The organism is Streptomyces sp. NPDC007162 (assembly GCF_040634175.1).
In the GTDB taxonomy this organism is placed as follows: Bacteria; Actinomycetota; Actinomycetes; order Streptomycetales; family Streptomycetaceae; genus Streptomyces.
Map to the genome: position 1 here is coordinate 20,023 of NZ_JBEYFC010000022.1, position 16,825 is coordinate 36,847.

General features: G+C 71.6%; 16 protein-coding genes. 11 read left to right on the forward strand and 5 right to left on the reverse strand.

Annotated elements, in window-relative coordinates; genetic code table 11:
• Nucleotides 1-24: 24 nt before the first annotated feature.
• Entirely contained in the window at nucleotides 25-1,617 is a 1,593-nt protein-coding gene (locus ABZ646_RS04745; protein ID WP_360512948.1) for a serine/threonine-protein kinase, read from the forward strand.
• A 23-nt stretch (nucleotides 1,618-1,640) separates the two neighbouring features.
• Here the strand turns inward: ABZ646_RS04745 and ABZ646_RS04750 are convergent, their stop codons facing one another.
• A complete protein-coding gene (locus ABZ646_RS04750; protein WP_360512950.1) occupies nucleotides 1,641-2,441 on the reverse strand; it encodes an SGNH/GDSL hydrolase family protein in 801 nt (266 codons plus the stop codon).
• A 307-nt stretch (nucleotides 2,442-2,748) separates the two neighbouring features.
• On the opposite strand from ABZ646_RS04750, the gene ABZ646_RS04755 reads away from it, so the two are divergent.
• The 5 genes from ABZ646_RS04755 to ABZ646_RS04775 all read left to right on the forward strand — a co-directional run bounded on the left by ABZ646_RS04755 (nucleotide 2,749) and on the right by ABZ646_RS04775 (nucleotide 9,884).
• Nucleotides 2,749-3,105 (forward strand): hypothetical protein, encoded by a 357-nt coding sequence (locus ABZ646_RS04755; RefSeq protein WP_360512952.1) that lies wholly within the window; start codon nucleotides 2,749-2,751, stop codon nucleotides 3,103-3,105.
• A gap of 339 nt (nucleotides 3,106-3,444) precedes the next feature.
• Nucleotides 3,445-4,266 (forward strand): glycosyltransferase family 2 protein, encoded by an 822-nt coding sequence (locus tag ABZ646_RS04760; protein ID WP_360512954.1) that lies wholly within the window; start codon nucleotides 3,445-3,447, stop codon nucleotides 4,264-4,266.
• On the forward strand, nucleotides 4,263-5,255 hold the full coding sequence (locus ABZ646_RS04765; RefSeq protein ID WP_360512956.1) for a glycosyltransferase family 2 protein: 993 nt from the start codon (nucleotides 4,263-4,265) through the stop codon (nucleotides 5,253-5,255). Before ABZ646_RS04760 ends, ABZ646_RS04765 begins: the two co-directional genes overlap by 4 nt.
• Nucleotides 5,252-6,079 carry a polysaccharide deacetylase family protein gene (locus tag ABZ646_RS04770; RefSeq protein ID WP_360512958.1) on the forward strand — a complete coding sequence of 276 codons (828 nt, stop codon included), beginning with the start codon at nucleotides 5,252-5,254 and terminating at the stop codon, nucleotides 6,077-6,079. Before ABZ646_RS04765 ends, ABZ646_RS04770 begins: the two co-directional genes overlap by 4 nt.
• Nucleotides 6,072-9,884, forward strand: a complete 3,813-nt coding sequence (locus tag ABZ646_RS04775) for a lipopolysaccharide biosynthesis protein (RefSeq protein WP_360512960.1) — start codon at nucleotides 6,072-6,074, stop codon at nucleotides 9,882-9,884. Before ABZ646_RS04770 ends, ABZ646_RS04775 begins: the two co-directional genes overlap by 8 nt.
• Nucleotides 9,885-9,899: 15 nt before the next feature.
• Here the strand turns inward: ABZ646_RS04775 and ABZ646_RS04780 are convergent, their stop codons facing one another.
• Nucleotides 9,900-11,324 (reverse strand): xylan 1,4-beta-xylosidase, encoded by a 1,425-nt coding sequence (locus tag ABZ646_RS04780; RefSeq protein ID WP_360512962.1) that lies wholly within the window; start codon nucleotides 11,322-11,324, stop codon nucleotides 9,900-9,902.
• A 157-nt stretch (nucleotides 11,325-11,481) separates the two neighbouring features.
• On the opposite strand from ABZ646_RS04780, the gene ABZ646_RS04785 reads away from it, so the two are divergent.
• Both ABZ646_RS04785 and ABZ646_RS04790 read left to right on the forward strand, forming a co-directional pair.
• A complete protein-coding gene (locus tag ABZ646_RS04785; protein WP_360512964.1) occupies nucleotides 11,482-12,594 on the forward strand; it encodes a DUF5925 domain-containing protein in 1,113 nt (370 codons plus the stop codon).
• A gap of 15 nt (nucleotides 12,595-12,609) precedes the next feature.
• The gene (locus ABZ646_RS04790; RefSeq protein ID WP_360512966.1) at nucleotides 12,610-13,380 is read left to right on the forward strand and encodes a DUF72 domain-containing protein; all 771 of its coding nucleotides are present in this window, start codon (nucleotides 12,610-12,612) and stop codon (nucleotides 13,378-13,380) included.
• 81 nt (nucleotides 13,381-13,461) lie between these two features.
• On the opposite strand, the gene ABZ646_RS04795 is transcribed toward ABZ646_RS04790, so the two are convergent.
• Nucleotides 13,462-13,833, reverse strand: coding sequence for a GntR family transcriptional regulator (locus tag ABZ646_RS04795; RefSeq protein ID WP_360512968.1), 372 nt, complete (start codon nucleotides 13,831-13,833; stop codon nucleotides 13,462-13,464).
• A 70-nt stretch (nucleotides 13,834-13,903) separates the two neighbouring features.
• Here ABZ646_RS04795 and ABZ646_RS04800 point away from each other — a divergent pair, with 70 nt between their 5' ends.
• Entirely contained in the window at nucleotides 13,904-14,833 is a 930-nt protein-coding gene (locus ABZ646_RS04800) for a GNAT family N-acetyltransferase (protein WP_360512970.1), read from the forward strand.
• Entirely contained in the window at nucleotides 14,814-15,317 is a 504-nt protein-coding gene (locus ABZ646_RS04805) for a DUF402 domain-containing protein (RefSeq protein WP_360512972.1), read from the forward strand. The genes ABZ646_RS04800 and ABZ646_RS04805 overlap by 20 nt, the downstream gene beginning before the upstream one ends.
• A 4-nt stretch (nucleotides 15,318-15,321) precedes the next feature.
• Here the strand turns inward: ABZ646_RS04805 and ABZ646_RS04810 are convergent, their stop codons facing one another.
• Nucleotides 15,322-15,936 (reverse strand): class I SAM-dependent methyltransferase, encoded by a 615-nt coding sequence (locus tag ABZ646_RS04810; protein WP_360512974.1) that lies wholly within the window; start codon nucleotides 15,934-15,936, stop codon nucleotides 15,322-15,324.
• 140 nt (nucleotides 15,937-16,076) lie between these two features.
• Between ABZ646_RS04810 and ABZ646_RS04815 the strand changes: the two genes are divergently transcribed.
• Nucleotides 16,077-16,211, forward strand: coding sequence for a hypothetical protein (locus tag ABZ646_RS04815; RefSeq protein WP_089102986.1), 135 nt, complete (start codon nucleotides 16,077-16,079; stop codon nucleotides 16,209-16,211).
• A 22-nt stretch (nucleotides 16,212-16,233) separates the two neighbouring features.
• Here ABZ646_RS04815 and ABZ646_RS04820 read toward each other — a convergent pair whose 3' ends face one another.
• Nucleotides 16,234-16,683 carry a GNAT family N-acetyltransferase gene (locus tag ABZ646_RS04820; protein ID WP_360512976.1) on the reverse strand — a complete coding sequence of 150 codons (450 nt, stop codon included), beginning with the start codon at nucleotides 16,681-16,683 and terminating at the stop codon, nucleotides 16,234-16,236.
• Between the last annotated feature and the right edge of the window lie 142 nt (nucleotides 16,684-16,825).

A 16,825-nucleotide genomic window follows, 5' to 3' on the forward strand; every position in this document is an offset into this window, starting at 1 on the left:
CGAGCTGCCGTGGGGGGGGCACCGGTGACCGATGAGCCCGGCCGAGAGCGAGTGATCGCCGGCCGCTACCGACTGCTGTCGCCGCTGGGCGAGGGCGGTATGGGCACCGTGTGGCGGGCCCGCGACGAGGTGCTGGGCCGTGAGGTCGCCGTCAAGGAGGTGCGGGCGCCGGCCGGGCTGCCCGGCCCCGACGTCGAGCGGATGTACGCCCGGCTGGAGCGCGAGGCCTGGGCCGCCGCCCGGATCGCCAACCGCAACGTGGTGACGGTGTACGACGTCGCGATGGAGGGCGGACGGCCCTGGGTCGTCATGGAGTTGGTCCGGGGGGTGTCCCTGGCCGACGCGCTGGAGGCGGAGGGCCCGATGTCGCCGCAGCGGGCCGCGGGCGTCGGCGCCGAGGTGCTGTCCGCGCTGCGGGCCGCGCACTCCGCCGGGGTGCTGCACCGTGACGTGAAGCCGGCCAACGTGCTGCTGTCGAACGACGGCCGGGTGGTGCTCACCGACTTCGGCATCGCCACCGTCGAGGGCAGCTCGGCACTGACCATGACCGGCGAGGTCATCGGATCGCCCGAGTACCTGGCCCCGGAGCGGGCGCTCGGACGCGCGTTCGGCCCCGAGTCGGACCTGTGGTCGCTCGGGGTGCTGCTGTACGCGGCGGTCGAGGGTGCCTCGCCGTTCCGGCAGGACACCCCGCTGAGCACCCTGCGTGCCGTGGTGGACGAGGAGTTGCCGCCGCCGTACCGGGCGGGACCGCTCGGCCCGGTCGTCGAGGGGCTGCTCCGCAAGGACCCGGCCGCCCGGCTCCCCGCCGAACAGGCCGAGCGGGACCTGCGGCTGATCGCAGCCGGCGGCACCCCGCACACCGCGGTGACCGTCCCGGTCCCGGCGCCGTACGAAGCCCCGACCCAGGTCGCCCACCAGCCCTACCAGGGCGCCCCCACCCCTCCGTTGCCCATCCCGACGGACTCCCGGCCGCCGGAGGACGACCGCGGTGGCAACCGCAGCGCCGGTACCGTCCTGCTCGTCGGCCTGGTCCTGGTCGCCCTCGCACTGGGCGGGCTGGTGTACGCCCTGCTCAACCACGACAACGGGGGCGGGGACGGCGGCGACGCCGGGGCGAGTCAGTCGGCCGGCAGCCTCAGCTCGCCCGCACCCAGCCGCAGCAGCGCCTCGAAGTCCGCGTCGCCGTCGGCGTCGGCGTCCGCGAGCAGCAGCGCGACCGCGCAGAGCGTGCGGGTGAGCGTGGCCGGGTCCGGTACCGACTACTCGGGGAGCTGCCCGCCGCCGACCGCGCAGGCGCCCTCGTTCACCGCGACGTTCACGATCGGGAGTCTGCCCGCGCAGGTCCAGTACCGGTGGGTGCTGAAGAAGGGGTCGCTCGACGACCAGGGCTGGAAGACGCTGTCCTTCCCGGACGGCGGCGGGAGGACCCGGCAGACCAAGGTGACCGTCAGCACCTGGTCCGACAGCGGGACGCTGAACGACGCGATCGCGGTCGAGGTGCGCAGCCCGGTGCGGACCACGTCCGACTCGGTGCCGTTCTCGGTCACCTGCACCTCGGCGACGGAGACCCCGAGCGCCGGGGCCTCCGATACGCCGTCACCTTCGAGCTCGTGACCGGGGGCTGAGGTACCGCGGGTTCACGCGTTGCTGGTCATGACCGGCAGATAGCCGCCGGAGTGGCCGGCCGCGGTGGGGTGGTACGACTCGGTGATGTCCAGCAGGTTGACACTGTGCAGCCAGGAGCTGCCGGAGCAGATCTCGTGGGCGGAGAACGCGCTGCGCACGTCGCCGAAGGTGAAACCGTGGTCGGCGGCGCGCTTGGCGATGGCGGTGTCGATGTAGTCGGCGGCGTTGTTGATGGCGGTGCGCTTGGTCGCGGAGAGGCCGAGGCAGGTGGTACCCAGCTGGTAGAAGCGCGGGTAGCCGAGGACGACGACCCTGGCGTTGGGTGCCTTGGCGCTGATCGCGTCGTACACGGCGTCGAGCTTTCCGGGGAGGGTGGAATCGACGTACGCCTCGGCGGTGCTGATCCGGGACAGGCAGGTGCTGTCCGAGTTGAGCACACAGGTCGTCATGACGTCGGCGAAGCCCGCGTCGTTGCCGCCGATGGTGAGGGAGACCAGGGCGGTCGAGGAGCTGAGCGAGCCGAGCTGGCCGGAGAGCACGTCGTCGGTGGTGGCGCCGGAGCAGGCGAGGAACGAGAACGAGGACGGGCTGTGGGCGGCGTTCCACAGGTAGGGGTAGGCGTTGGTGCTGCGGTCGCAGCTGCCGCTCGAACCGATGTAGCTGCCGGCGCCGACGCCGGAGGAGTACGAGTCGCCGAGCGCCACGTAGCCCCCGGTCGCGGCCTCGGCCTGCGTCGCGGCCGCCCCGGTGAGGGTGAGCCCGGTGGCGAGGAGGAGTGAAGTCACGTATGCCGTAATTCGGGAACGTCTCATGGAACCTCCCTTTAGCAGGATCTCTGCCACAACTTTCGTACCAACCGCGCGTGTTGACGGGAAGTGTCCATGCCAAATCTTTTTATGACGCAACCAGCCGCTTCCGTATCGATCCCGGATCACCTGTGACATCAAGGAACGGTCATGTCCAAAGACCCGCTTGACGCCCCCCGTTCGGCTGCGCGACATTGAAGCCCGGCATCCGGCGCCTTGGGGGGCAAAGTCGGCCATGCAGACCATACGGCTCAAGTCATCGTCAGCAGCGGACGAACGGGCACGGCCAGGACCGGGGAGGGACCTGGGACCCGTGCTCGCGGGAGCGGCGACGGCCGTCGCCGCGGGCGGCGCACTGCTCGCGCTGACCGACTCCGGCTCACCGCTGCGGGCACCGCTCGTCCTGCTGTTCCTGCTCGCCGCGCCGGCCGCGGCGATCACCCTGGCGCTGCGCGGACTCGACCCGTTCGCCCGGGTCCTCACCGCGCTCGCGGGTGCCGTCGCCCTGGACATGCTGGTCGCCCAGGGCATGCTCGCCACTCATCGCTGGTCGTGGCGCGGCGGGATCGTCGCCGTCGCCGTGATCAGCCTTCTCCTGCTACTGCTGGTACGTCTGCGACCGGTGGAGCGAATTCTCGAACGGGTGAGGAAAATCCGTTCGAGTAAATGAACACGGTCGGCCAAAGTTGCGTAACGGCCAAACCAACAAAAACGTGAGGCCTCCTTCCAGGCCTTGCCATACCGGTCCAATCATCAATACCGTCGTACATCTCACCCGGGGGGGTGCCGTGCTCGGTGAACGCAGACGCAACAGCTGTGACACCTGTCGTTTCCGAGTCGTGCCGCGCGACCGGCTGCCGTTTTCCGGCAGACCGGCCAGCTTTGCCAGCTCATCCGCGGATACGGAGATCCTTTTTCCGCGCCGTGGATGAGAACCCCCCTTTCGAACCGGGCACAGAAGCGGGCCACCCAGGGGCGGGCGGTCCACCGGACGAGAGGGACAAGACTCGTGAGTTCCGTTCTGCGCCAGCCGGCGTCGGGCCAAGATCCGTCAATGGCTGCCGAATACCGACCGATCTCCACTCACCTGGCGATCACACCGCCGGTGAGCGTGGTGATTCCCGCCATGAACGAGGCGGAGAATCTTCCCTACGTCTTCAAGACACTTCCCGGCTGGATCCACGAAGTGGTTCTCGTGGACGGAAATTCCACCGACAACACCGTTGAAGTGGCACGGGAGTTGTGGCCGGGGGTGAAAGTCGTCGAACAGCGTGGCAAGGGCAAGGGGGATGCCCTGATCACCGGGTTCGAGGCGTGCACCGGCGATATCGTCGTCATGGTGGACGCGGACGGCTCGGCCGACGGCCACGAGATCGTGTCGTACGTGTCCGCCCTGGTCTCGGGCGCGGACTTCGCCAAGGGCTCGCGGTTCGCCAACGGCGGCGGCACCGACGACATGACCTTCATCCGCAAGCTCGGCAACTGGGCGCTGTGCACGGTCGTCAACCGCAAGTTCGGCGCCCGCTACACCGACCTGTGCTACGGGTACAACGCGTTCTGGCGGCACTGCCTCGACAAGATCGACCTCGACTGCACCGGCTTCGAGATCGAGACCCTGATCAACATCCGGGTCGTCAAGGCGGGCCTGAAGGTGCAGGAGATTCCGAGCTACGAGTACCTCCGCATCCACGGCACCAGCAACCTGCGCGCCGTACGGGACGGCCTGCGGGTGCTCAAGGTGATCCTCAAGGAGCGCTCCAACCGGCGTGACCTGCGCCGGCAGGTGCGGCACTCCCCGATGCTCAGCACGGGCCGGGGAGAGTCGTCTTGAGCGATCCCGGCATCTCCGTCGTGATCTGCGTGTACACCGAGGACCGCTGGGAGGACATCCTCGCGGCGGTCGCCTCGGTGCGCGCCCAGTCGTACCCGGCGCTGGAGACCCTGCTGGTCGTCGACCACAACCCGGCGCTCCTGGAACGGCTCACGAAGGAGTACAAGGAGGCCGCGGAGGTGCGGGTGCTCGCCAACGCGGGCCCCCGCGGACTGTCCGCGGGCCGCAACACCGGCATCGCCGCCTCGTACGGCGAGGTGATCGCCTTCCTCGACGACGACGCCGTGGCCGAACGGGACTGGCTGCGCCGCTTCGCCGAGGGGTACACCGACCCGCACGTGATGGCGGTCGGCGGCCGGACCGTGCCGGTCTGGGCCTCGGGCCGCCGCCCCGACTGGTTCCCGGAGGAGTTCGACTGGGTGGTCGGCTGCACCTACCGGGGCCTGCCCGCCGGCCGGGTCCGGGTCCGCAACGTCCTCGGGGGAAACGCTTCTTTCCGGCGTACGGCCTTCGACGCGGCGGGCGGCTTCGCCACCGGCATCGGCCGCGACGGCGACAGGCGCCCGCTGGGCTGCGAGGAGACCGAGCTGTGCATCCGGCTCACCCGGGCCCGCCCGGACGCCGTGCTGCTCATCGACGACCGCGCGGTGATCCACCACCGGGTACCGCAAGTGCGCGAGCACTTCGGCTACTTCCGCACCCGCGCCTACGCCGAGGGCCTCTCCAAGGCCCTGGTCGCCCGGAGCGTGGGCGCCGGCAAGGGCCTGGAGTCCGAACGCCGGTACGCCACGCGCGTGCTGCCCGCCGGGGTCGCCCGCGGCCTGCGGGACGCGCTGCTGGCCCGGCCGGGCGGCGCGGGCCGCGCGGGCGCGATCGTCGCCGGGGTGCTGACGGCCGCCGGCGGCTACGTGGTGGGAAGCGTACGGGCCCGGCGGGGCGGCGCGACCTTCACCGTCGCCGGGATCCGGAGCGAGGAGGACCGGCGATGACCGCAGCGGCCGCAAGGGGGGCCGCCGCCGAGGCGCCGGTGCCGATCCTCATGTACCACTCGGTGGCGACCGCGCCGAACGACGCCACCCGCGCGCTGTCGGTGGCGCCGGAGGCGTTCGCCGAACAGCTGGCGCTCATCGGCGAACTGGACCTGACCCCCGTCAGCACCGCCGAGCTGGCCGCGAGCTGGCGCTCCGGCGGCCCGCTGCCCGAGCGGCCCGTCCTGATCACCTTCGACGACGGCTACGAGGGTGTGCACCGCCACGCCCTGCCCGTGCTCGCCGAGCACGGCTACCCGGCCACCCTGTTCGTCTCGACGGGCTGGATCAGGGGCGCCCACGACACCGGAGGCGGCCTGGACACCATGCTCGACTGGCACCAGGTGCGCGAACTGGCCGACGCGGGCTGCGAGATCGGCGGCCACAGCCACACCCACCCGGAGCTCGACCAGCTCGACGACGACCGGCTCCGCGAGGAGCTGGTCCGCTGCAAGGAGATCGTCACCGACGAGACGGGCACCGAACCGACCTCGTTCGCCTACCCGTACGGCTACTCCAGCCGCCGGGTGCGCACGGCCGTGCGAGCGGCCGGGTTCACCCAGGCGCTCGCCGTCGAGAACGGTCTCGCCCGCCGCCGTCAGGGCCCGTACGCCCTGCACCGCGTCACCGTTCGCCGCAGCACGGACACCGAGGAGTTCACCCGGCTGCTGGAAGGCCGGGCGATCACCCGCACCTTCGCCAAGGACCGTGCCCTCACCAAGGGGTACGCCGTTCTCCGCAGAGCCCGACAGGTCCGCCGGAAGGCCAGCCGTTCCCGTGTCTGACACGACCACCACAACCGAGGCCGCGACCACCGAGACGCCGGCGCCCGAGCAGTCGGGGCGCCGTCTTCGCCTGACCGGACGGGGCGGTCCGCCCGGCGGCAGCCCGCTGTTCCGCAACGCCTACGCGCTGATGCTGAACACCGGCATCTCCGCCGTGCTCGGTCTCGGCTTCTGGCTGGCCGCGGCCCGTTACTACTCGGAGTCGGCGGTCGGCCAGGGCTCCGCCGCGATCGCCGCCATGAAGCTCCTCGCGGGCCTGACCGCGGTCACCCTGACCGGCGCGCTGGCCCGCTTCATCCCGGTCGCCGGACGCCGGACCGGCGCGTTCATCTTCCGCACCTACGCGGGCAGTTCGCTGGTCGTGGCACTGGCGGCCGGCGTCTTCCTGATGACCCTCGGGGTCTGGGGTCCCTCGTACCGCTTCCTGCACGGGCCGCTGCCCGGGGCCGGGTTCGTGCTGGCCGTCGTCGCCTGGAACCTGCTCACCCTCCAGGACGGGGTGCTGACCGGGCTGCGCAACGCGCCCTGGGTACCGGTCGGCAACACCGTGTTCTCGGCGGTCAAACTGGCGCTCCTGGTGGCCTTCGCGGCGGCGATCCCGGTGGCCGGTGTCTTCGTCTCCTGGGTCGCCGCGATCGCCACCTCGTTCGTGCCGCTGGGCTGGCTGGTCTTCCGGCGGCTGGTGCCCCGGCACGTCAAGGCGACCGAGGACCACGCGAAACCGCCCACGCTGAGGGAGACCGGCAGGTTCCTGGCCGGCGACTACACCGGCTCGCTGTTCTCCCTCGCCGTGGTCTACCTGGTCCCGGTGATCATCGCCTCGCAGGTCAGCTCCGAGGACAACGCGTACTTCTACATCACCACCACCATCGGCGGCACCACCAACCTGCTCGCCATCAACATGGGCGCCTCGCTCACCGTCGAGGGCTCGCACGACCCGGCGCGGCTGGCCGCGAACGCCCGGGCCGCGCTCCGGCGGATGGCCCGGATCATGATCCCCCTCTGCGCGCTGCTGTTCTTCGGGGCGCCCTGGATCCTCGGTGTGTTCGGGCCGGGTTACGCGGACGCGGCGACGCCGCTGCTGCGCTGGTTCGCGGTCGGCGCGCTGCTGCGGGTCGTGATGGAGACCTACTTCGCCGTGCTGCGCGCCCAGAGCCGGACCGCCGGACTGGCCTGGCTGCAGGGCCTGTTGTGCGTCCTGGTGCTCGGTCTGACCCTGCTGCTCCTGCCCCGGATGGGGCTGACCGGCGCGGGCGTGGCCGAGATCTCCAGCCTCACGGTGATCGTGACCGTCGCGGCGCCCCGGTTGTGGCGGACGCTGCGGGCGGCCCCGGCCGAGATCCCCGAGGGCACCGCACCGGACGGCGACCTCGCCGACCTGGGCACGCGTGAAGCCCCGTCCGCTTCGGCCGCGCCGCGCAGGCGACGTCCGGCCTGGGCGCTGGACAGCGACACCCTCGCCCTCGGCGTCCACGTCGACTTCGACCACGTGGAGCGGCGGCCCGACGTACGGCCGGGACCGGGAACCCCGCCCACGGGTACGCCCGTCGTACGGCCCGACGACCGTCCGACGTGGGCGCTGCGGCCGCCCCGGAACCCGGGGCTGCCGGTGGAGGAGCACGAGCCCGGGGCGGAGGCCTCGCTCGGGCCGGCCGAGGTCTCGCTGCTGAAGGAGGCCGAGGTCGTCGACGCGCCGTTCGGGGAGAGGGTCGTACCGGAAACGGCGGCGGGGGAAGCGAAGGTGCCGGCCGAGGCTCCGGAGGAACCCGCCCGGTCGCTGCGGGAGCGGCTGACGCCCACCCGGCCGGGCGTCGTCCTCGGCTGTCTGCTGGTCGCCGCCCTGCTGCTGTACTGGGTGCCGGCGGCCCGGCTCGACGACGCCGACCTGGACCGGACGGGCGGCCTCGGGCTGGTCTCGGTGCTGCCGCTGCCGACGCTCATCGGGGCGGCGCTGCTGGTCGCGGTGTTCGCCGCGTTGCTGTGGCGGCGCCGGGAGCACAAGACGCTGCTGCTCGTCACGTTGCTGGCGACGGTCGTGTCGCTGCACGCGCTGCCCGCCGTGATCGAGACGGAGCCGCGTTTCCCGACCGCCTGGCAGCACCTCGGGTTCATCGACTACGTCGACCGCACCGGCTCGGCCGTGCCCGACCTGGACGCCCGCTGGAGCTGGCCGGGCTTCTTCGCGGCGGCCGCCTTCATCGGCAGGGCCTGCGGGGTCACGGACTTCACCGAGGTCATCCGGTGGTGGCCGACCTTCATCCAGCTCGCCTACCTGGCACCGATGTTCCTGCTCGTACGGTCGCTGCGGGCGGGCTGGCGGGCGAAGTGGACCGGCATCTGGTTCTTCGTGCTGTGCGGCTGGGTCGGCCAGGACTACTTCTCCCCGCAGGGCTTCACGTATCTGCTGTACCTGATGTTCGTGGCGATCCTGCTCGTCTGGTTCCGCGCCCCGCACGTCATCTGGACGAGGTTCCGGCCCGGCGAGGCGGAGGTCGAGCCGGCCGACCGCCGGCAGCAGGCCGTGCTGCTCATGGTGCTGATCGGTCTGTACGCGGCGACGGTCCCGGCGCACCAGCTCACCCCGTTCGTGATGCTGGGCGTGCTGGCGGTGCTGGTGCTGGTCGGCCGGTCCGAACTGCGCGGCCTGCCGGTCCTGTTCGGGGTGGTCGCGGCCGTCTGGCTGGGTTTCATGGCCGAGCCGTACTGGTCCGGTCACTTCGACGAGCTGTTCGGCGGGGTCGGCGGGATCGGCAGCAATGTGTCGACGTCGGTCTCCGGCCGTATCCAGGGCGGCAGTTCGACCCACAAGCTGGTGCTGTACGTCCGGGTCCTGCTGGCCGGGAGCATGATGGCGTTCGCCGTCTGGGGCTGGTGGCGCCGCCGCTTCCACCGGTACCGCGAGCGCTCCCTGCTGGTGCTGACCTTCGTGCCGTTCCTGGGTTTCGGCATGCAGTCCTACGGCGGCGAGATGGCGCTGCGGGTCTTCATGTTCGCCGTGCCGGGCGCGGCCCTGCTCGCCGCGCTCGCCCTGTTCCCGCGCACCGGCGCCACGGCGAAGGAGCGCGAGAAGGACCGGGTCAGTCTGGCGCCGGTGGCCGCGCTGCTGGCGGGTCTGCTCCTCATGGGCGGCTTCCTGGTGGCCCGTTGGGGCAACGAGTCGTTCGAGCGGGTACGGCCCGGCGAGGTCGCCGCCATGGACTACGTCTACGCCCACGACAGGCCGACGGTACGGCTGCTGTGGCTGAGCAACGACACGGTCAACGACGTGACCCCGGCGATTCCGTGGGGTGCCAGGGACATGGAACGGGTCGACTACGTGCCGACGCTCGCGCCCACCGACCCGGTGCTGGTGTCGAGCCTGGTCAAGGCGCTCAGGGACGCCGGTCCGAACTCGTATCTGATGGTCAACAGGGGTCAGGTCACGTATCTGCGGATGGACGCCGGCTACTCGGCGACCTGGGCGGGCCGACTGATCCAGAACCTGGACGACCGGCAGGAGCTGAAGAAGGTCCTGGTCAACGACGACGTGACCATGTACGCGCTGCGCACCCGGCCGGCGGGCGCGGTGCCGCAACCGGATCCGGGGCCGATCGGGCCGCGGATCACCTGGACGCCGTGGTCGGTGATCGGCGGCCTGGCGGCCGTGGCGCTGATCCTGCTGCTGACGGCGCGTGAGCTGGTCCGGGTCGCGGTGCGGCCGGGGGTGCGGCAGCTGCGGCTGCTCCAGGGCAGCTTCTGGTTCTCGATGCCGTTGCTGGCGGTGCTGCTGGCGTCGTTGGCGCAGCGGTTCCTGACGCTCAAGTGAGGAGGTTCGGGTGGCTCACCTGGTGAGCCACCCGACCTCGTACGCCGTCAGGTCGAGCCGCTGACCGTCCACCTGGGCGCTGATCGGGCGGTCGAGGGTGTTGACGACCAGGACCGTCCGGTCACTGGCGAGGACCCGGACGTCGGACGCGTCGGCCCCGGCGACGGACACGTTCTCGTACCTGGTTCCGGGCGGGAAGGCCCGGGAGAAGCGGGACACCAGGTCGTACATGGGCTCGGGCCGTCCGCCGTCGTCGCTGTCGGTCGTGGTCCACAGGCAGCCGGCGCAGTCCCCGCCCTTCTCGTCCTCCGGGTTCCAGTAGAAGCCGGAGTCGGCGCCGCCCTCGACCAGGGCCATCATCCCGGTGGCCTGGACGGCGACCCGGTGCGCCTCGGTCCAGCCGTCGCGTGCGTCGGTGCCGTCGGCGGGTTCCACGTAGTACTCGGCCCACCACAGCGGCAGGCCGTGCGTCTGCGCGCGCACCCACTGGCTGACGTACGTCAGCTTCCGCGTGGCCGCGAACTCGTCGGGCAGCAGGTCGTCGTCGTTGGTGTAGCTGGATCCGTCGACGACCACGAAGTCGGCGCCCGCCTTGTGGGTGTTCCAGTAGTCGAAGGCGTCGACGACCCGCTGGTCCAGGACGCCCCAGGGGCCCTTGAGGGTGGCGGAGGCGTTGTCGGTCTGCCGTGGGTCGAAGCTGTCCATGACGAGGTAGGGGCCGCCGACCATGATGTCCTTGTCCACAGCCTTCAACGCCTTGTAGACGAGGTTGTAGAGCTTGGTGTAGCCCTCGTAGTCCCAGCGGTCCTCGGAGTTGTTCCAGAAGCCCTTGAACTCGTTCCAGACGATGAAGTGCCGGACGTCCGGGTAGCGCCTGGCGACGGTCGCGGCGAGGTCCGCGTAGTCCTGGTAGTGGTCGGGGGTCGGCGCGGTCTCCAGGGCGGCCTGGCTCCAGTCGGTGTTGCCCACACCGGCCCTGCCGCCCTTCATCCAGTCCGGCGAGCAGCACAGGGTGATCACCGGGGTGCCGCCGGACCTGCGCATGAAGTCGACCCGGCGGTCGAGGGCACCGAAGTCGTAACGCCCCTTCACCGGCTCGGGGTTGTCGGCGCCCCAGCCCATGACGGCCTGGTTCTGCGGCAGCCCGGCGTCCTTGGCCAGGAGGTTCTCCACCCGGTCGGTGGCGGTCGCGCTGCCCTCGTCGGCGCTGTACTGGGTGTGGGTGAAGCCCCAGCCCACGTACGGTTCGGCCGGGTCCTTCGGGGTCGCGGGGGTGCCGTGCACCTTGTCTCCGTCCCGGCTGGTGCCCGTGGTGCCGCTCCCGCCGCCGGGAAGCGTGTGGACCAGGGTCACGATCAGGGCGAGAGCGGCCATGCCCACGCCGAGCAGAGCGGTGAGCCGCCACCGCCCAGCCCCCGAATTCCACCCATGACGTCCCATCAAGGACAACGGTAACGGCGGGAATCGCCCCAGGGGGAGGAATCGGCGATCGGCATCCGTGTAACAGGTCCGGGGGGGCACTCGGGACACTCCGGAAGCTCGGGGCACTTCCGACACTCGCCGCCCACTTCGGAAAACGGGTGCGCGCCGGGCCCCGGTGACGGATCATGGCGACATGTCTGCCAAGCCGCACGAGACGCTGCCGATCCGGCTCAACGTCGACGACTCCGACTCCCCGTCCGATGTCGTCGACGCGCTGTTCCTCGGCCGCTTCGCGACCGGCGAGCAGCCGTACTCGCACGCGGCGAACATCGACCGGGTGCGCTCCGGGGCGACCCTGCTGCCGAGCCAGGCACGGGTGCTGCGGGTGGCCCGCGACGACGACCGCAGCGCGACCCTGGCGGAGGGCGACGGCTGGACGCTGCTGGTCTCCCGCTGGAACCGGGGCGCGGACGTCACCGTCACCGCCACCACCGCGGAGCTGGCCGCGAAGGTGCTGAGCGAGGCCACGGACGGCGCGGCGGACGAGCCGGAACCGCAGCCGGAGAACGTGACGATGGGTTTCTGGTACGTCTCGCCGCGCCGCGGTCCGCACCGCACCACCCGGCAGATCTCCGCCGGTACGTGGGAGGAGGTCCGCGCCAACTACACGGCTCCGGTGGCGGACGCGATGGACCGTCTGATGAAGACGACCCCGGAGGACATCGCCGGCCGGCTCCTGCTGCTGCACGGGCCGCCCGGCACCGGCAAGACCTCCGCGCTGCGCACCCTCGCCCGGTCCTGGCGGGACTGGTGCCAGGTGGACTGCGTCCTCGATCCCGAGCGGCTCTTCTCCGACGTCGGTTACCTGATGGACATCGCGATCGGCGAGGAGGACGGCGCCGGCAAGGGGCGCTGGCGGCTGCTCCTGCTCGAGGACTGCGACGAACTGATCCGCGGCGAGGCCAAGCACACGGCGGGGCAGGCGCTGTCGCGGCTGCTGAACCTGACCGACGGTCTGCTCGGCCAGGGCCGCAACGTCCTGGTCGGGGTCACCACCAACGAGGACCTGGAGCGGCTGCACCCCGCCGTGGTCCGTCCCGGCCGCTGCCTCGCCCGGATCGAGGTGGGCCCGCTGACCCGGCCCGAGGCGGTGAACTGGCTCGGCACGGAGGAGGGCGTCGGCCGCGAGGGGGCCACCCTGGCGGAGCTGTACGCACTGCGCAGGGGCACGGCGCCGACGTCCGTACCGGGGGCGCGGGAGGGCGCGGACGCGGGGCTGTACCTGTAGTGCTTTGATGGGGGTATGCCCCTGTTCATCGGCACCTCGGGCTGGCAGTACAAGGACTGGCGGGACGTCCTGTACCCGGCCGGCGTGCCCGTGCGTGCGTGGCTTGAGGAGTACGCGAGGCACTTCACCACGGTCGAGCTGAACAACGCGTTCTACCGCCTGCCCAGCCGCGAGAACTTCGCGTCGTGGCGGGACCGGGTCCCCGGGGACTTCGTGATCGCGGTGAAGGCCAGTCGCTACCTCACCCACATCAAACGCCTGAAGGCCCCCGAGGAGCCGGTCGACCGCCTGATGACCCACGCGGCGGGCCTCGGCGGCCGGCTGGGTCCGGTCCTCCTCCAACTCCCGCCGACGCTCAGGGCCGACCCGCCGCTGCTGGACGCGTGCCTGTCCTGCTTCCCGCGCGGCACACGGGTGGCGGTGGAACCCCGCCACGACTCCTGGTGGACCCGGGAGACCCGCGAGGTCCTGGAGTCCCGGTCAGCGGCGCTGTGCTGGTCCGACATCCGGGCCCGCCCCATGAGCCCGCTGTGGCGCACCACCGACTGGGCCTACGTCCGGTTCCACCAGGGCCGGGCGACACCGTGGCCGCGCTACGGCCGCCGCTCCCTGGAGACCTGGGTCGACCGCATCGCCACGGCGTACCCCGAGAAGGCCGACGTCTACGCGTACTTCAACAACGACCCGGGCGGAGCGGCGGTGCGGGACGCGGCGGCCTTCGGAAGGGCGGCGGCACGGGCGGGCCTGCCGGTGACGAGGACGCCGGAGCTGACCACGAGCGGCTGACCGCCGGCCCGAGAGGCACTTCTTCTGCGCCGCAGCGGCGATCTAGCCGGCACGGCGCGTCCCGCCGGTGCCGGGCCGCGCTCAGCCCTTCGCGTAGGCCGCCCGCAGGGCATCGCGCACCGCGGTCAGCGCTTCGTCCTCCGTCAGGCCCAGCCGCCGGGCCCGGTCGGCGTAGGCCTGTGCGGCGGCCGACGCCTCGCGTTGGGCCGCCGACCCCGCCGCCGCGACGAACGTCCCGTTGCGCCCCCGGGTCTCGATCACCCCGTCCGTCTCCAGCGCGCGGTACGCCTTGGCCACCGTGTTCACCGCCAGCCCCAGCGACTCGGCCAGCCCCCGCACCGTCGGCAGCCGGTACCCCACCGGCAGCACCCCGCCCCTCGCCTGCTCGGAAATCTGCGCCCGCACCTGTTCGTACGGCGGCGCGCTGTCATCGATGCGGATCTTCAAGGTCACGGCCCGATTCTCCCGCACCCGCCGGGAAAACAAGAGGCGCCCCGCACCCGTCCGGCATAGCGTGCGGCTCATGACAGTGATCGTGCGCGACCTGCGCCCCGACGTCCGCTCCGACGCCGAGGGCTTCGTCCGGGTCCGGCGCCTGGCCCTTCCCTTCATGCTGTTCACCCCGGAGTCCGTGGTCCACGACCTCACGCGCACGCACCCGGACGCCCGCTTCCGGCAGCTGCTCGCGGAGCAGGACGGCGAGATCATCGGTACGGCCCAGGTCGGTCTCGCCCACGAGAGCACGGAGCCCGGCCAGGGCTTCGCCAACGTGTACGTGCATCCGGAGCGCACCGGCCGGGGCGCCGGCGCCCTCCTCGCCCGCGCGGCGGAGGAACACCTGTCGGCCGTCGGGGCGACCACGTCGTACGCCTGGGTCCTGGACGCCCCGGCCAACCGTGCCTTCGCCGAGCGCCACGGCTACACCGCGAGCCGCTCCGCGCACTTCCTCCGGCTCGACCTCGCGCACGGCACCCTCCCCCCGCTGCGGACCCCGCCCCCGGGTGTCGAACTGCGCACCGGCGCCGACTTCGCCGACGACCCGCGCCCGCTGTTCGACCTGGACGCGGAGACGATGCTGGACGAACCGAGCGACATCGGGACCGAGTTCACCGACTACGAGGCCTGGCTGGACGAGACCTGGCGGCACCCGCTGTTCAGCCGGGAGCTGACCTCGGTCGTCCTGGTGGACGGCCGCCCCGCGGCGTTCAGTGCGGCCCGCACCGACGGCGGCACCCGGTACGGCACCGTCATGACCGGTACGGCCCGGGCGTTCCGTGGCCGGGGCCTCGCCAAACTCGCCAAGAACGCCTCCCTGCACCGGGCCCGCGCGACCGGCTGCACCGAGGCGTTCACGGGCAACGACAGCGGCAACGGGCCGATGCTGGCGATCAACAAGTGGTTCGGGTACGACATCTGCGCGACGGAGGTCAGGTATGTCAGGGAACTCGGCTGAGCCGACGGCCGTGGTGGACGTCGTGCTGGTCAAGGCTGGCCGCACGAAGATCCGTTATCCGGCGGAGCTGCTCCACGACGACGGCACCCGGATCACCGTACGCGCCCCCTGGGCCGGTGACGTGGCCCGCGACTTCGGCTTCGTCCGCTTCGAACAGGGCGATGTCTTCACCGAGTTCTACTGGCGCGACCGCTGGTACGCGGTGAAGGAGGTCCGCGCCGCCGACGGCACGCTGAAGGGCTGGTACTGCGACGTCACCCGGCCGGCGACGCTCGCCGCCGGCCGGCTGGTCGTCGAGGACCTCGACCTGGACCTGTGGCGCTCCGCCGACGGCACGGACGTACGCCGCCTGGACGAGGACGAGTTCGCGGAGAGCGGGCTGGCGGAGCGGGACCCGGCGGCCGCGGCGGCGGCCGCGGCCGCACTCGACGCGCTGGAGGCCCTGGCCCAGGGTCCGGACTTCACCGCCCTGCTGTCACCGTGACCTGTCACACCGTCGCCACCACCGCGTACCGCTCGTCGCTCACCTCCTTGCCCCACAGCACCGCCGCCTCCGACAGCCGCTCCACGCGTACGTCCGCGGCCAGCGGTGCAAGGAGGGCGGTGAGCCGGTCGGCGGGTATGCCGACCGGGGTCACACTCCCCCACACGCCCTCCACCAGCACGAAGCGCCCCGCGGGGCGCAGCAGCGCACGCCAGTGCCGCAGGACGCGCGCGGGGTCGGGCAGTGCCCACAGCACATGGCGTACGAGCACGGTGTCGAAGAGCCGCTCGCCCACCGGCGGGGCCGCGGCGTCACCGAGCAGGAACGCCGCGTCACGGCCGGCGAGCTTGGCGCGGGCGCGCGCCACCATCTCCGGTGAGCTGTCCACGCCGGTGACCCGGTGCCCCTGTTCGGCGGCGAGGAGGGAGAGGCTGCCGGTGCCGCAGCCGAGGTCCAGGACGTCGGCGGGACGCCCGGGCAGCCAGGTGCGCAGCCGCTCGGCCCAGGCCGCCCGCACCTCGGGCGCCCGCAGGCCGTGATCAGGCTCGTCGTCGAACCGGGCGGCTTCGGCATCCCAGTCGACACTCACCGCAACGGTGCGGTCACTCTCGTTCGTCATGCCCCAAGAGTGACACCTGCCACTGACACTCGGTCCGTGTGACAGCGACCACTGACAGACCGGCACCGATGAGGAACTCTCGCCACAAGGGTCTACCCCCGTGACAACGCGGAACTCGGTGGGCACCGAAGGAGGCAGCCATGCGCCGCACTACTGTGCAGAAGCCCCTGAAGAGGACGGACAGCCGGCGGATCCGCGAGGAGGCCGACGAGCGCCCCGCCGGACGCCCGGAGGTGCGGAAGGACATCGCACGCACCTGGTGGCCGGACGGCTGACCGCGCGGTCCCCGCGCCCCCTTCACTCAAGCCGCTTGCGGTAGTGGATGCGGTCGTACGGTCCGTCCAGGCGCCGTTCGACGACCTCGTATCCGTACTTCGGATAGATCTCCTGGTTCTCCCACATCATCGCGTTCGTGCAGGGCCTGACCTCGGGCAGGCCGAGCGCACGCGCGTGTGCGTCCACGAACTCCAGCAGCCGCCGCCCCACGCCCGTGCCGTGCGCGTCGGGGTGGACGGCGATGCTGTCGAGGAACAGATGGTCCTCGTGTGCGTCGATGACGACGAGTCCGATCACCGGCTCCCCGACGACGAACACCCGCCCCGCGGCCACGTCCGCCACGTGGTCCGCCTCCATGGGCTGCGGCACCACTCCGATCCGTGCGACGTAGGGGTGGTACGCCAGGTCGGTCACGGCCTTCACGGCCGGTACGTCGGCGGCCCGGGCGGGCCGGATGTCGTCGTTCGCCATGACGTGAACGCTAACTTCCTCAGCGGAGCCTGAGCACTCCCTTAAGGCGACCATAAGGATCTCCGTCACCCTCTCCCAGCAGGCGATACCGCACCAGTGACAACTGGTCTGCCGTACGGAGGTGACCAGTTGGTAGAGGACC